Source organism: Flavobacterium artemisiae (genome assembly GCF_042678225.1).
GTDB lineage: Bacteria > Bacteroidota > Bacteroidia > Flavobacteriales > Flavobacteriaceae > Flavobacterium > Flavobacterium artemisiae.
Map to the genome: position 1 here is coordinate 375,361 of NZ_JBHUDZ010000016.1, position 15,630 is coordinate 390,990.

The following is a 15,630-nucleotide window of genomic DNA, read 5'->3' on the forward strand; positions in this document are numbered from 1 at the left end:
CGCGCCTTCGCAATAGCGAATCCGTAAAATCTGCGTCTAAAAATCACGATTACAATATATATAGTATTTTAATATGAATAAAGTTAGTTTCATTTGTTTAGTTCTTGGATTTGCATCGCTTACATCGGCTTGCAAATCAGGAATTAATCATCAAACAAAAAGTACAACCTCTGTAAACGGTCTTCTGGAAACACGCTACAAAATGTTACTCGATTATCCAGTAGATTCAATGTCAATGCCGAGAAGTATGAATACTAAAACCTTAGAAATTCGCAAAGTGCCGTCGAAAGACTGGACAAGCGGTTTTTTCGCTGGAAATCTTTGGCAGTTATACCGATTGACAGGCGACTCCAAATACAAAGAACAAGCTCAAAAATGGACTCCTTTCAGCAAAAAAGAAAGTGTCAATAGTAATTCGCATGACGTAGGTTTTAAAGTGTTTTGCAGTTTTGGAGAAGCCCTAAAAGTGGAAAACAAGAAAGAATACGAAGCCGTAATTGTTAAAGGCGCAGAAACTTTATGTACAAGGTTTAATCCAAAAGTGGGCTCGATTCGTTCTTGGGATTTCAATAAAGAAATTTGGGATTATCCTGTTATCATCGATAATATGATGAATTTGGAATTGCTTTTTGAAGCTTCAAAAATATCAGGAAATCAAAAATACCGCAATGTTGCCATTCAGCATGCTAATACGACTTTAAAAAATCAGTTTAGAGCAGACAATTCTTGTTATCATGTGATCGATTATAATCCGACAACTGGCGAAGTTAGAAAGAAAACAACATTACAAGGTTACAATGACGATTCGGTTTGGGCACGTGGTCAGGCGTGGGCAGTGTACGGATTTACAATGTCTTACCGCTATACAAAAGATCCAGCGTATTTAAAACAAGCCGAAGGAACAGCGAAGTTTTTTATGACAAATAAAAACCTGCCAGAAGATGGAATTCCGTATTGGGATTTGAAAGATCCGAATATTCCGAATTCTCCACGCGATGTTTCTGCAGCAATGGTTATGGCATCAGGATTATACGAATTGTATACTTATACCAAAAATCAAAGTTATCTGGCTTTCACCGATAAACTAATGGCTTCTGTACAAACAGATAAATATATTTTAAGTACAGGAATCAAGACCCCTTTCCTATTCGATCACAGCACAGGAAACTGGCCAAAACACGACGAAATTGACGAACCAATAATTTACGCCGATTATTATTTTCTGGAAGCTCTTCTTAGAAAAAAGTAACAAAGTGACAGAGTTACAAAGCTACAAAGGTTTACAGCCTTTGTCCCTTTGTCACTTTGCCTCTTTGTCCCTAAAAAAATAACCTATGAACAAACGACATAAACACAAATTTTCAATTTTTGCGCTTTTTGTTTTGTTTCAAATTTGTCTGAGCAGTTTTGCTCAGACAAAAATGAACATTAACGACAATTGGCTTTATTTAGAAAATCATACCCAAAACCTCAGCGAAGCACAGAAAGCCAAGAACTGGACTTCTCTAAATTTACCTCATACCTGGAACGCCGAAGATGCAACCGATCTATATCCAGGTTATAGACGTGATGCCAGCTGGTATCAGAAGAAAATCAATATTTCAAAAATCGATCAAAATCAGGTTTACTCCTTGTATTTTGAAGGTTCAAATGTAACGACAAAAGTATATGTAAACGGTAAAAAAGCCGGATCGCATATTGGCGGTTATATTGGCTTTTCTATCGATATTACGAAATTCATTAAAGAAGGAAACAACGATATTTTTGTTCGTGTGGATAATAGTTACGATATCGAAATTATTCCGTCACAAAAAAGTGATTTCTTTATTTATGGCGGTATCACGCGCGATGTGTGGCTGGTTTCGAAATACAAAAATCATATCGAAAACATAAAAATTACAACTCCGGAAGTTTCTTCTAAAAAAGCTTCGATACAAATCATTTCTTCAATTGTAAATCCTGATAATGCAAAAGATTTATCGCTAACTATAACTTTAAAAAATCCGAAAGGAAAAAAAATAGTGAGCAAAACGATTCCAGTTTCGGATAAAACTTCGACTATCACTTTCGAAAACATCAAAAACCCTGAACTTTGGGATACTGAAAAACCTAATTTATACCAACTGACAGCTTCTTTATCAGAAAAAAATCAAATTAAAGACAGCGTTTCTGAGAAAGTAGGTTTTAGATGGTTTGAGTTTAAAGATCATGGACCTTTTTATTTAAATGGAAAACGTCTCTTGATTCGCGGTACACATCGTCATGAAGAACAAGCCGGAGTTGGCGCTGCCATGAGCAACGAACAGCATTGGGCGGACATGAAATCGATAAAAGAAATGGGCGCTAATTTCGTTCGTTTAGCGCATTATCCGCAAGATCCTGAAGTTTACAAAGCTTGTGATGAATTAGGTTTATTGGTTTGGGATGAACTCCCTTGGTGTCGAGGTGGAATCGGAAATGAGGTTTGGAAAACCAACACCAAAAATATGCTGGCAGAAATCATCAACCAAAATTACAATCATCCGAGTATTATTATCTGGTCTTTAGGAAACGAAATGAACTGGCTTCCTGATTTTCCTGACGGTGATAATGCAGAAAAAACGAATGTGTTTTTAAGTGAATTGAATGATATTGCACACAAACTCGATCTGACTAGAAAAACAGCAATTAGAAAGTACTACGAAGGTTCGCATATTGTAGATGTATTCTCGCCTTCGATTTGGTCGGGCTGGTATTCTGGAAGTTACAAAAGCTACCAAAAAGCAATTGACGTTTACAAAAAAGAATACAAACATTTTATTCATGCCGAATATGGCGGCGACAGTCACGTGGGTCGTCATAGCGAAAATCCGGTTACAGGCGAAAATGTCATAAAAGCTGAAGGTTGGGAAGAAGCAATTGTACAGACGAAAGTCGCAAACATTGCCCAAATTGGTGACTGGAGCGAAAACTATATTGTTGATTTGTTTGACTGGCATTTGCATATATCTGAAAATGATCCAATGTTTGTGGGCAATGTACAATGGGCATTCAAGGATTTTGCAACGCCTTTACGCCCAGAAGACGATATTCCGTACATGAATCAAAAAGGACTTACCGATCGAAACGGGATTCCGAAAGATGCTTATTATGTTTTTAAAAGTTATTGGGCAAAGGAACCTTTCACGTACATCGAATCGCATACGTGGACAGAACGTCAAGGGTCTGAAAATACGCCGAGAATCATCAGCGTTTTCAGCAATTGCGAAAAAGTCACTTTATCTCATAACGGAAAATCATTGGGAGAAAAACAGCGAAATCTTGCTCTATATCCTGCAAATGGCTTAACTTGGGATGTCAATTTTGCAAAAGGTGAAAATGTTTTAATTGCGATTGGAAAAACAAAAGAAGGAAAAACAGTTTCCGATACGCTGAAAGTGAATTATCGTTTTAATAAAAATGACACGGCGGTTTCGTTACAATTATCATCTGAAAAACTAAAAAATGGAAATTACCTAGTAACCGCAATTGCTGTTGACAATAACAATTTACGTTGTCTGGATTATGAAGCAAGTGTTTATTTTCAATGTTTAAAAGGAGGAAAAACACTTAAAAATCAAGGAACACCAACGGGAAGCGAATCGATAAGAATGGCAAACGGAAAAGCTTCTATTGAAGTAATTCCCGACGGCTCAGGAAATCCAATCGAGATGACGGCTCTGAATCAAAGTTTTAAAGGGGAATATTTGAGGATTTCTGTTGATTAGAAAAGATTCTAAGCTGCTAAGGCGCTAAGATTCTAAGTTTTTTTATTTCACGCAGATTTTAAAAGATTTTAGCAGAGGACGCAGATTTAATTTTCTCGCAGATCTGGCAAATTGAGCAGATTTGATTTAATTAAAAAATTAATTTTAATCTGCTTAAATCTTTTAAAATCTGCGTGAAACAAAATCATTTTAATCCTTATAATCTGTGGCTACAAATAAAAATATCTGTGGCAAAAACAAACAAAAACAAATTAATACAAAATGAAAAAACTACTAACCGCATTACTCATAACCTTTTCTGTTCTGGGATTTTCACAAAATTTAATTTCCAATGTTCCAAACCGAAATACCACTTCACTAAACGGCGTTTGGAATTACATTGTCGATCCCTATCAAACTGGGTTTTACAGCTTTCACTTAGATCAATATGATAAAAATGAAAAACCTGCAAAAGGAGCTTTTTTTAGTAATTATCATGCTCAAAATAAACAAGAATTAGTAGAATATGATTTTGATAAATCTCCGACGATTACGATTCCAAGCGATTGGAATTCGCAGGTTCCGGAGTTGAAATATTATGAAGGAAATGTGTGGTTCAAGAAATCTTTCGATTATAATTTGGCATCCAAAAAGCGTCTCTTTTTATATTTGGGAGCGATCAATTATAAAGCGGATGTTTATTTAAACGGAAAAAAACTCGGAACTCATGAAGGTGGTTTTACGCCGTTTAATTATGAAGTGACTTCGATTGTACAGCCAAAAGGAAATTATTTAGTTATTAAAGTAGATAATACGCGTCATAAAGAAGATGTTCCAACTGTGAATACCGATTGGTGGAATTACGGCGGTATAACGCGCGATGTAACTTTAATTGAAGAAGAAGCTTCTTTTGTGGAAGATTACACGATTCAGCTGAAAAAGGGCAATGCAAATGTTATTTCTGGTTTTATTAAAATCAATAATTTAGAAGCTTCTCAGAATACTATTTCAGTTTCTATTCCGGAATTAAAAATCAACTTTAAAGGAAAAGCAGATTCCCATGGACTTTTAAATTTAGAAATTCCAGCTAAAAAAATCTCGTATTGGTCACCTGAAAATCCGAAATTATACGACGTAACGATTGATTTTAACGGAAAAAAATTAAAAGATCAAATTGGTTTTAGAACTATCGAAACCAAAGAAGATAAAATTCTGCTAAACGGAAAACAAATCTTCTTACGCGGTATTTCTATTCATGAAGAAAATGCCAAAGGCGGACGTGCAAATTCTCCCGAAGATGCTTTGCGTTTACTGAATTGGGCGAAAGAATTAGGTTGCAATTATGTTCGTCTGGCGCATTATCCACACAACGAAAATATCATTCGCGAAGCTGACAAAATGGGAATCATGGTTTGGGAAGAAATTCCGGTGTATTGGACAGTAGAATTTACGAATAAAAACACGTATCAAAATGCCGAAGATCAATTAACAGCTTCTATTACTCGAGATAAAAACAGAGCGAGCATTATTATTTGGTCAATGGCAAATGAAACTCCGATTTCGGAAGCTAGAAATACTTTCATTAAAAATTTAGCATCGCATACGAGATCGTTAGATAATACAAGATTAATCAGTGCCGCTTTATTGACAAAAAAGGAAACTATTGACGATCCAATTGGTGAAGTTTTAGATGTTGTGGCTTTCAACCAATATCTGGGCTGGTACGGCGGCAACCTAGAAGATGCTGAGAAAATAACATGGAAATCAAAATACAATAAACCTATAATCGTTTCTGAATTTGGAGGTGATGCTAAAGCTGGTTTTCACGGAGAAAAAAACGAACGCTGGACCGAAGAATATCAGGAATATCTATACATTCAGAATTTAAAAATGATCGAAAAGATTCCACACCTCAGTGGCACAAGTCCGTGGATTTTGGTTGATTTCAGATCGCCGAAAAGATTACTTCCGGGGATTCAGGACGGTTACAATCGTAAAGGTTTAATTTCGAATGAAGGTGAAAAGAAAAAAGCGTTTTACATTATGCAGGATTGGTATGCTAAAAAGAAAAAGGAATACTAGAAATTATAATCTATTATCAATTCATTAACAAAAAACAAACTGTAATTATATGATTTTTCTTCATTATTAATTTACTTTGTAGTAATTCTAAAAATTGTAATCCTATGAAAAAATTCTATTTAATGGCAGTTACATTGTTTGCTGCTTTTACAGTTCAGGCTCAAGATGTGGTAAAATTTGCTCCACTAGACAATAGTCCTGTTGATATTTCTTATTTCCCAAACAAAGCGGTTAAATTCAAAAAAACAGATAATCCAAATCCGGTTATCAAAGTTACTTACGCAAGACCTTCTGCAAAAGGAAGAACTATTTTTGGTGATGTTGTAAAATTTGGAGAAGTTTGGAGAGTTGGTGCTAACGAAAATACAGAAATCAAATTCTACAAAGACGTAACAATTGGTGGTAAAAAAGTTCCTGCAGGATACTATAGCTTTTTTGCTATTCCAGAAAAAGACAAATGGACTATCATCATCAATAAAGAATTGGATTTATGGGGTGGTTATGCTTATGATGAAAGCAAAGACGTTGTAAGAGTTTCTGTTCCTGTTAAACCAGTTTCTACTCCTGTTGAAGCTTTATCTATCGCATTTACAACGCAAGGAAATGTGGCTAATTTAGTTATTGGATGGGATAAAACAACTGTTGAATTACCTATTACGGTTAAATAAGTTTTAATAATATATGCCACGAAGGCACAAAGTCGCAAAGTTTTTTAAGCTTTGCGACTTTTTTTTTGCCACGAATTACACAAATTAGCACAAATTTAAATATTAATTGAAAGAAAAAATTTGTGCTAATTTGTGTAATTCGTGGCTATAATAAAATCATTTTAATGCTCTTAAATCTGTGGCTAGAAATTTAAGCGATAGTTTCTATAATCTTATCCAACGTAATTGGTAAATCTCTTACTCGTTTTCCTGTTGCGTTAAAAACAGCATTAGCAATTGCAGGCGCCATTCCAACTAAAGCAGTTTCTCCAAGACCTTTTGTTCCCATTGGGTTACTGATTGGATCTTTTTTGTTGACGAAAAATACTTCCTGCTTTTCAATATCTGCATTTACAGGAACATGATAATCGGCAAAATTGTTATTGATAGGACGACCAAAACGATGATCGATTTCCAAAGCCTCCATTAATCCCATTCCGATGCCGCCGACAGCTCCTCCGAACATTTGCCCCGCAGAGGTTTTCTGGCTGATAACCGTTCCAATGTCAGCACAAGAAACTACGTGCGCCAATCTGATTTTACCTAAATTCGGATTCACTAATACTTTTACAAAATGAACTGAAAACGAGTAAATAGAATATTTCTTCGCTTCTTCGGCCGCTTTAGAAAGATTTTCTACTTCAAAATCTTCCAATTTATTACTGCTTAAAAGTGCTGTTAATGTAACCGATTTCGATTTGTCTTTTTTAGAAGAAACCGCACCATTTTCAAAAGTCAAATCTGTAATAGCAATTCCTTTTAAAGCTGGATTTTTGCTTCCAATTTCAATTATTTTATTCAACAATAGATTGCAGGCATCATGTACCGCAGACCCAACAGATGAAGTCGTTGCCGAACCTCCTTGTGTTGGCCCTTTTGGCAGTCCGCTCTTACCCATTTCTATAATCACATTTTCTGACGGCAGACCAATTACTTCTGCCCCAATAGCCGTCATCATGGTTGCCGTTCCTGGTCCCATGTCATTGACACTACATTGCAGGACTAAATCTCCATTGGCTAAAAATTTTGCTTTTACCGATGTTGGACTTCTATAACAGCCAAAAGTTCCCGTTCCCATTCCGTAACCAACCAGCCAGTTTCCTTCTTTAACAGAACCTGGTTCATTTTTACGGTTTTTCCATCCAATGCGTTCCATGCCACCTTCATAGCATTCTAACAGAAATTTACTGCTCCATGGTTTATTTTGTTCCAAATCTTTTTCGGCATAATTCAATTTGCGAAACTCAATTGGATCTAAATTTAATTTATACGCCATTTCATCCATTGCAGATTCTAACGCAAAAGAACCAGTTGCCTCACCCGGACCGCGCATCCAAATTGGCGTGCAGGTATCTAGCGGAACAATTCTATAACGAGTTGAAACATTGGCACAATCATAAATAAATCGGGACATGTTTACCGTTCCTTCCATGAAATCTTCGTAACTCGAAGTCATGGCAACGGCTTCGTGCGTTAAACCAGTTAGTTTTCCTTCTTTCGTAGCGCCCAATCCCATTTTTTGAATGGTGTACGGTCGAAAACCAACATTGGTAAACATCTGTTCACGATGTAAAACCAATTTCACGGGACGATTTAATTTTTTCGCACCAATTAAAGCGGCAATTTCATACGGCCAAGTGTGCAATCCCATTCCGAATGCACCGCCGAGATATTCTGAATGAACTTCGACATCTTCTACAGGAACACCAAAAACTCCGGCAACACTTTTTCTGGTGCCTTCAACACCTTGACTTTTAGTGTATAAAATCGGTTTGTTTCCGTCCCATTTTGCAATGATATTGGCTAATTCCATTGGATTATGAACTTCGGTCGGAATCGTGTATTCGGTTTCCAAAACAACCTCAGCATTTTTATAACCGTCATGTTCACCTCGATGGTAATCGTTTCCTTTATCGGTGTCTATTTTTCTTTCTTTGTCAGCTGCTTTGTGAAGTTCTGTCGAATGTTCTTCTTTAAAATAATCAGCTTTAATCAAACTTGCCGCATAACGCATACGTTCAAAAGTATCCGCAATTACCAAAGCAATCGGCTGATCGTAATACAAAACCGAATCATCTTTAAAGATCTGAAGCGGCTGACCGAAATTTCTCTTGTCTTTTGCTTTTTGATAACCAGAAGGTTTGTCGACATTCAAATGCGTAATCACCGCCAGAACTCCCGGCGCCCATTCTGCTTTTTTAGTATCAATGGTTTTGATTCTACCTTTTGCAATTGTACTTCCCACAAGGCAGGCATAAACCACGCCCGGTGTTTTATATTCGGCTGAATAAGTTGCAGAGCCTGTTACCTTAGCAAATCCGTCAACTCTATTAATATTACTTGTCTTGCTCATAATTTAATTATTTTGATGCTGCTATTGTAAGTGCTTCTGTTACTGCGTTTCCGCCAAGCGTTAATTTAAAATCGTTGTCGCCATAACCTCTGGCACCTTTCATCGATAAATCGCCTGCTTGTTTAAATAAATCTTCTGAAATAGTTTTTCCTTTAAGGAATTTTTCGGTTTCAGTTAATCGCCAAGGTTTATGCGCCACACCGCCCATAGCCAGTCTGACATCATTTATGGTATTATTTTTTATATCCAAAGCCACAGCAACAGAGACCAATGCAAAAGCATAACTTGTTCTGTCACGGACTTTTAAATAATGAACATTTTTAGTGAAATTATTATCCGGAATTTCAACAGAAGTGATCAATTCCCTTGCATCTAGCGTATTGTCTTTTTCAGGAGTGTTTCCCGGAAGTCGATGAAAATCTGTAAAATTAATTTCACGTTTCCCTTTTGGACCTTCGACCAAAACCGTTGCGTCGAGCGCTGCCAAAGCCACACACATATCACTCGGGTGCACTGCAATACAACTGTCTGAGGCTCCAAAAACAGCGTGCATTCTGTTCGAACCTCCAATAGCACCGCAGCCGCTTTTTGGAGCACGTTTGTTACATGGCATATCGGTATTGTAATAGTAAGAACAACGTGTTTTTTGAAGCATATTTCCACCAACTGTTGCCATATGACGAATTTGCTGAGAAGCTCCAGCCGCTAAAGCCAAAGCCAGCAAAGGATGTTTTTCTTTTATGGAAGCATCTTCGGCAACCTGACTGTTTTTTGCCAAAGCACCAATCGAAACTTTTCCTTTTAAGAATTCTATTTTTTTAAGATCAAGTCCGTTTATGTCAACCAATTTGTCGGGAGCAACGACATTTTTCTTCATCAAATCGACCAGATTGGTTCCTCCTGCAATAAACATCGAAGAATTATCTTTGGCTTTTCCTGTCAATGCCGACGAAGACGACAAGGCTTTAATTATCTGAAAATTTTTCATAATTCCTTCCCTCCTTCCTTCACTTCGGTAATAGCATCAACAATATTGTGATAAGCACCGCAACGACAGATATTACCGCTCATGTATTCGCTGATTTCTTCTCTGCTGTTGGCGTGGCCTTCTTTTATGCAGGCAATTCCAGACATGATTTGTCCCGGAGTGCAATACCCGCACTGAAAACCATCATGTTTGATAAAAGCTTCCTGCATTGGGTGGAGTTTTTTCCCTTTTGAAAGTCCTTCGATTGTGGTAACCTGTGCATTTTGCTGCATCGTTGCCAGAGAAAGACACGACAAAATTCGGGTTCCGTTTACGTGAACTGTACAGGCGCCACATTGTCCGTGATCGCAGCCTTTTTTGGTTCCGGTTAATTGCAATTGTTCACGAAGTAAATCAAGCAAAGTGGTTCTTGGCTCGATATTTAAATTGTGTTTTGTGCCATTTACTTCAATTGAAAGCGGCACTGTTTCTAAATACTCGGCAATTTTCTCATCCCATTTATTCTCAGATGCCATTACCAATGAAGGCGGGGCCAAAGCAAGAGCGGTAAAAAATCCTGATTTCTTTATAAAGTCACGACGCGAATTTGCATCTTCGGGCGTTACTTTATTATCGTTTGTTTTTTTAGAAGCCATTCAGTCTATCTGTTAAATTAGCAAATTCACTTTTGTCATTCTAACAAATTTAATCAACTTAAATAACAAAAAGTTATGAAATTCAAACATTACTCTTATTTAGAATAATTACAATTTCTGTTTTTTTTAACCGCAAAGACGCTAAGGTTTTATAAAATGAAATCTCGCAAAGTCGCACAAACGCAAAGTTTAATATGAAAAATAACCATATAAGTGATATAAGTTCAATTAAGAGAAAACTTAAAAATCTTATATCACTTATATGGTTTAAAAACTTTGCACCTCTGCGACTTTGCGAGATTATAAAATTGTATTTTTACTGAATTAAGCCCAAATTATGTCTCAACAAGAAATCATCTATCTCGATAATAATGCTACAACGCGTGTTGATGATCGTGTTCTGGAGGAAATGCTTCCTTATTTTACCGATTTATATGCAAATTCGACAAGTTCGCATATTGCAGGATTGACAATAAACGAAGCTGTCGAAAAAGTGGCTTGGCAAACGGCCAATTTGATTAATGCAGAACCTGATGAAATTACTTTTACTTCTGGAGCTACAGAAGCAATAAATTTGGCTGTAAAAGGTTTGGCTTATCAAGAACGAAAACATATTGTAACTGTTGTAACAGAACATAAAGCTGTTCTTGAAAATTGCCATTTTATGAAAAGTATTGGCTTTGATGTCACATATTTACCAACAGCTTCTGACGGGCTTTTAGATCTTGAACTTTTAGAAAAGACAATTACAGATAAAACACTGGTTTTCATCATGATGTTTTCAAATAATGAAACTGGTGTCATTCAAAACATAAATGCAATTTCAGCATTGTTAAAAAGCAAAAATGTTCTGTTTTTATGTGATGCGACTCAAGCAGTTGGAAAGATTTCTGTCGACGTTAAAAAATACGGAATTGATCTTTTAACTTTATCAGCGCATAAATTTCATGGACCAAAAGGAGTCGGTGCTTTGTATCTTTCGGCGAAAGCCAAAACAAAATTGATTCCTCAAATTATAGGCGGCGGGCAACAGCGGAAATTACGTAGCGGTACTTTAAATGTTCCTGGAATAGTTGGATTAGGTAAAGCTTGCGAAATAGCTGTTAATCAATTAGAAGAAAATCAAAATAGAGTAAAACTATTGAGAGACAAACTAGAAATTGGTTTATTGCAATTTGAAGGTTCTTTTGTAAATGGAGATATTCAAAACCGAATTTATAATACTTCAAATATTTGTTTTCCCAGTGTCAATTCAGAACAGTTGATTATGGCTTTGGGAAATATTTCAGTTTCTAACGGCGCTTCTTGTTCTGCCGTAACTTCTGAACCTTCGCATGTTTTAAAAGCAATGGGATTATCTGATGAACAAGCGTTGAGTTCGATTCGTTTTAGTTTGAGTAAGTATACGACTTCTGACGAAATTGATTATGTTGTTGATCGTGTTTTGGAATTGTGTGTAAAATTACGAAGTTGAGTTTTTTTCATCAATTAAGCTTTGAACCCCTGTCCCTTTGAAACTTTGTGACTTTGCAACTTCTAAAAAGAAATAAACTGATCATAATCTTCCTGTGTATCAATATCTACATTTCCTTTTTCGAAGTGAATCGAAACCACATCATCTGCATATTTCTTAATTAGCTTTTTTGCTCCAGCCTTTCCTTTTAATTCTAGAAGCTCATTAAAATATTTTTGATGAAATAAAACCGGCGTTCCTAAAGTTTCAGAATATGCCGAAGCTGCAATTCCTTTATTGTTTTTTTGAGATTTCTGAATAAGATTTTCAAAAAGCGAAGTAGTTATAAAAAGCTGATCACAAACTGTAAAAATACATTTCTGGCAGTCTGGATTTAATTCTAATAGTTTAGACAAACCTTTTGTAATCGAACTTGAAATTCCAGATTCCCATTCAGGATTAAAAACTTTTTGTATTGTTGTGTCGGTAATTTCGCTTTCGATCAATTCGTGATTAGATCCAAATACAACTACAACAATAGCATTTTTAGTGTTAGAAGCTTCTGAAATTACGTTTTCTAAAAGCGATTTTTCTTTAAATTTTAAAAGTTGTTTTGGACGTCCAAGCCTTGACGAATTTCCTGCGGCAAGAATCACAATTCCAATTTTACTTTCCTCCAAATTAGACATGTATTGTAGTGGTATGAATTTTTCCTGATTTATTTTTTAAAGAAGATCCGTTAGTTCCCGAAATCACTGCTTTAATTTCTGCAACTATCGACAAAGCAATTTCTTCGGCAGTTTCTGCGCCTAAATCAAGTCCAATTGGTCCATAAATTCGTTTTAACTGTTCTTCGTTTACTTCAAATCCTTTTTGCTTTAAATCGTCGAGCATTCGGTTTAATTTCGTTTTTGGTCCCAATACACCAATGTAATGGCAATTTTGTTGTAAAAGCTGTCTTAAAACCTCCAAATCGTATTGATAATTGTGTGTCATTAAAACAAAATAAGTCTGCGAATCGATTGTCACATTTTCTAAAAATGCTTCTGATTTTGCAGCAATAACATTTTTTGCATCTGGAAAACGCTTTGAAACAGCGTGTGTATTTCTTCCATCAATAATAGAAACTTCCCAACCCAAAATTGAAGTCATTTTGACTAACGGCTGTACATCGTTCCCTGCTCCTGCTATTACAACCGAAATGGGCGGATTTATATATTCAATTAATGCTTCTTCCGCATTTTCAGGATTTATATTTTTTATGATAGAAGTTTTGTTATAAAGTACTTCTTGAGCATCCGAAAGTAATTTTAAGGCAATCTCATTTTGATATAAAAATTCATTTTCGCGATAAAACAAAACAGTTCCCAATTGAATTGCATATTTCTTTAGTGAAAACAAAGTGACTAGAACTGCCGGCTTTCTTTCTCTGCCTAATTGTTGTAGAAATGTGATCGGATTATTGGTCTTTTCATCATCAATAAATTCAAAAAGAATATGCACAATTCCATTACAGCCGAGTTGCAAACCAATCTCAGCATCTTCTTCATTATTGGTATTATAAGTTATGAGTTTGTTTTCTTTTTGATGAATAGAAAGCAGTGCTCTTTTTAATGCATCTCCCTCTAAACAGCCACCGCTGATGGCACCAGTAAGCTGTCCCTCTTCTGTTACGAGCATACGGGCCCCGGGCTGTCTGTACGATGAACCTTCGACTTTTACAACGGTGGCCAAAGCGCATTTTTTACCCTCTTCTACTGCCTCTTTGTACGCTTTTACGATATCGTTGATTTCTTTCATAATAATGGATCCTTCTAACAAAAATAAGGAATTCTTTTAAAGCGAAATAATTCCCATTACTAAAGCCGTTTTAACCGCTTCTGCCGTGTTAGTTACTTTCATTTTTTCAATTATATTTTGTCGATGTCTGCGAACAGTGTAAACAGAAATATGCATTTCTGCCGCAATTTGCTCACTTTTACGGCCTTTAGAAACCTGTTTTAAAACTTCGATTTCTCTTTTAGAAAGAATTGTTGCCGCATTATTTTTATATCTGACAGCATCGATAATCTCGCCAGTTTGAATATTAAAAATCTTTCCGTCTATTCCAGATCTTGATTGTAAATCGGTTGATGGTGCGTAAAGACATAATGCAAGCGAAATGCTTCCATTACTAAATGTTTTAAGATAAGTCGTGCGATGGTTAATGTAACTGCATTTTTGAATTTCGTTTTGAAGACGAATACGGCTAAAGGTACTATAATGACTATAGTTTTCGTGCGGAACCGTTTTTAGAAAATGATAAAAATTAAGTTCTAAGGCGTGGCGTTCTACCAAATCATCTGGGTTTAAATAGGAGAAAATGCAATCTTCAAATGCAGAATCTATTACCGAATATTTCTCGGACAACCCGAAAACAGAACCAAAACTTCCGGCATAAATATAGCTTTTATCTGCTCTATAGTCCGAAAGAACAGCAACGCATTGTTCTAAATTAACATAATTAGCAACGGACTTTTTAAAGAACTCAATATCGTTAGATTCTCCAATGTCGAAATTCTGTTCTAGAAAAGTTACGGATAATTCGTTTTCTATCGAAAGGTTTGATGACATTGAAATAAGAATTGGTTAATTTTACGTATTGCTCCTTTTAAAAGGCGATGGTATTTTTGAAAAACTAAAAATATCATTTCTATTCTTAAAAACCCTATTTATGAAAACAAATTTATATACTGTTAGTATTTTTCTATGTTTAATCTTTTCTGCCTGCAATAAAAATAATAAAGATATGGCTGTCGAAAATCCTCCTGAAAAAACGGTAAAAGACAGTGCCAAAGTAAATGGTCAGCCTTGTGATATCAAATTATCAGCTATACATTTTACGAAAGCTGTAAATGGCGCTGACACTTTGATTACAAAGGAAGCAAATGAAAAAATCGTTTTTAAAGCGGGAGAAAAATCAGATTATTTCTCTGATCCCGATGGAAAACTTTCTAATACAACTGCACCAATGCTTTTATCGCAAGTAGATAATACAAAACCTTTTACGCTTACCGCGAAAGTTACGCCTCAGTTTACAGAAAAAGGACTTTATAATGCTGGGGTTTTATATATCTATGTAAATGACAGTTTCTACCAGAAATTTTGTTTTGAGCAAGACGAAAGAGGCAATCGTAGAATTGTTACAGTTCGTACCATGGAAACTTCTGATGATAATAACCACGATATTGTAAAACAACCTTTTGTTTATATGAAAATTTCTTCTGACACTAAAACTGTGGCGAGTTACTATTCATTAGACAAAAAGAACTGGCAGATGGTGAGATTGTACAAAAACAATTATCCAGCACAAATCTGGATGGGAATAAGCACGCAATGTCCTGTTGATAAAGGAACTCAAAGCATTTTTGAAGAAATCAAATTAGAAGATAAAAGCGTTTCAGATTTCCGTTTGGGGATTTAGAATTTTAAAATGTAGATTTTAACTACATCCTTGCGAACTTACTATTTAAAAAAAAAGTAATTAATTGCTACCAATAGTTATCGGGGATTGACTTTAAAAAACAAAATAAGATACCGCATTTTTTATTGATTACTTAATCATTTTTTTAAATCGACATCTCTTTTGTAAGATTAAGTTTTGTATTTTTATCAATAGCAAAATAATTTATACTCACCTTAAAATTT

General features: G+C 35.6%; 12 protein-coding genes. 6 read left to right on the forward strand and 6 right to left on the reverse strand.

What is annotated here, in order from left to right:
• Positions 1-73: 73 nt before the first annotated feature.
• The 4 genes from ACFSC2_RS17955 (at position 74) to ACFSC2_RS17970 (ending at position 6,475) form a co-directional block, all read left to right on the forward strand.
• Positions 74-1,249 (forward strand): glycoside hydrolase family 88 protein, encoded by a 1,176-nt coding sequence (locus ACFSC2_RS17955; protein WP_379815718.1) that lies wholly within the window; start codon positions 74-76, stop codon positions 1,247-1,249.
• Positions 1,250-1,421: 172 nt separating this feature from the next.
• Complete coding sequence (locus ACFSC2_RS17960) at positions 1,422-3,746, forward strand: glycoside hydrolase family 2 protein (RefSeq protein WP_379815719.1); 2,325 nt, start codon at positions 1,422-1,424, stop codon at positions 3,744-3,746.
• Positions 3,747-4,007: 261 nt separating this feature from the next.
• Positions 4,008-5,807 (forward strand): glycoside hydrolase family 2 protein, encoded by a 1,800-nt coding sequence (locus ACFSC2_RS17965; RefSeq protein WP_379815720.1) that lies wholly within the window; start codon positions 4,008-4,010, stop codon positions 5,805-5,807.
• A gap of 104 nt (positions 5,808-5,911) precedes the next feature.
• A complete protein-coding gene (locus ACFSC2_RS17970) occupies positions 5,912-6,475 on the forward strand; it encodes a DUF2911 domain-containing protein (RefSeq protein ID WP_379815721.1) in 564 nt (187 codons plus the stop codon).
• Positions 6,476-6,665: 190 nt separating this feature from the next.
• Here ACFSC2_RS17970 and ACFSC2_RS17975 read toward each other — a convergent pair whose 3' ends face one another.
• From ACFSC2_RS17975 to ACFSC2_RS17985, 3 genes are read right to left on the reverse strand one after another with little or no spacing between them, the layout of a single operon-like run.
• On the reverse strand, positions 6,666-8,867 hold the full coding sequence (locus tag ACFSC2_RS17975; protein WP_379815722.1) for a xanthine dehydrogenase family protein molybdopterin-binding subunit: 2,202 nt from the start codon (positions 8,865-8,867) through the stop codon (positions 6,666-6,668).
• A gap of 7 nt (positions 8,868-8,874) precedes the next feature.
• Complete coding sequence (locus tag ACFSC2_RS17980) at positions 8,875-9,855, reverse strand: FAD binding domain-containing protein (protein WP_379815723.1); 981 nt, start codon at positions 9,853-9,855, stop codon at positions 8,875-8,877.
• Complete coding sequence (locus ACFSC2_RS17985; protein ID WP_379815724.1) at positions 9,852-10,490, reverse strand: (2Fe-2S)-binding protein; 639 nt, start codon at positions 10,488-10,490, stop codon at positions 9,852-9,854. The genes ACFSC2_RS17980 and ACFSC2_RS17985 overlap by 4 nt, the downstream gene beginning before the upstream one ends.
• Before the next feature lie 337 nt (positions 10,491-10,827).
• Here ACFSC2_RS17985 and ACFSC2_RS17990 point away from each other — a divergent pair, with 337 nt between their 5' ends.
• Positions 10,828-11,964 (forward strand): cysteine desulfurase family protein, encoded by a 1,137-nt coding sequence (locus ACFSC2_RS17990; protein ID WP_379815725.1) that lies wholly within the window; start codon positions 10,828-10,830, stop codon positions 11,962-11,964.
• Positions 11,965-12,026: 62 nt separating this feature from the next.
• On the opposite strand, the gene ACFSC2_RS17995 is transcribed toward ACFSC2_RS17990, so the two are convergent.
• The 3 genes from ACFSC2_RS17995 to ACFSC2_RS18005 are packed head-to-tail and all read right to left on the reverse strand — an operon-like array spanning position 12,027 to position 14,556.
• A complete protein-coding gene (locus ACFSC2_RS17995; RefSeq protein ID WP_379815726.1) occupies positions 12,027-12,632 on the reverse strand; it encodes a nucleotidyltransferase family protein in 606 nt (201 codons plus the stop codon).
• A complete protein-coding gene (locus tag ACFSC2_RS18000; RefSeq protein WP_379815727.1) occupies positions 12,625-13,743 on the reverse strand; it encodes an XdhC family protein in 1,119 nt (372 codons plus the stop codon). The genes ACFSC2_RS17995 and ACFSC2_RS18000 overlap by 8 nt, the downstream gene beginning before the upstream one ends.
• Before the next feature lie 36 nt (positions 13,744-13,779).
• Entirely contained in the window at positions 13,780-14,556 is a 777-nt protein-coding gene (locus tag ACFSC2_RS18005; RefSeq protein ID WP_379815728.1) for a response regulator transcription factor, read from the reverse strand.
• A 100-nt stretch (positions 14,557-14,656) separates the two neighbouring features.
• Between ACFSC2_RS18005 and ACFSC2_RS18010 the strand changes: the two genes are divergently transcribed.
• The gene (locus ACFSC2_RS18010; protein ID WP_379815729.1) at positions 14,657-15,406 is read left to right on the forward strand and encodes a DUF1349 domain-containing protein; all 750 of its coding nucleotides are present in this window, start codon (positions 14,657-14,659) and stop codon (positions 15,404-15,406) included.
• Positions 15,407-15,630 lie beyond the last annotated feature (224 nt).